Annotated in this window: 1 protein-coding gene; it reads right to left on the bottom strand. The window is 48.2% G+C overall.

Going from position 1 to position 251, the window contains the following annotated elements:
* Nucleotides 1–251: hypothetical protein (locus ACG9ZB_RS17660; protein WP_419326886.1), on the bottom strand; the 251-nt coding region annotated here is incomplete at both ends.

The raw sequence follows: 251 nt of genomic DNA, 5'->3' as shown, positions 1-251 counted from the left end.
ATATTCACCTGTGATCCCAGCTTCAATGGCTGGTAGCATTTCAGCAACCATTTTCTCAGCAAGCAAGCCGTTATCGAACGGTGCGTTACCTTCAACTTCACAGTACTGTGCCTTACCTTGCGCAGAAGGATGTGACTCCAGTAAAGCGCTCAAATCAAGGTGCGCATGTTTCTCCGTTTCACCAGGAAGCATTTCCAGCAAATCTGTACGACCAATCAAGTCTGTTAAGCTCGAGACACCGAACGCTGCCA

It is taken from the genome of Acinetobacter johnsonii (assembly GCF_048551975.1).
Classification (GTDB): domain Bacteria; phylum Pseudomonadota; class Gammaproteobacteria; order Pseudomonadales; family Moraxellaceae; genus Acinetobacter; species Acinetobacter johnsonii_A.
This window is presented reverse-complemented; position numbering and strand designations above follow the sequence as displayed.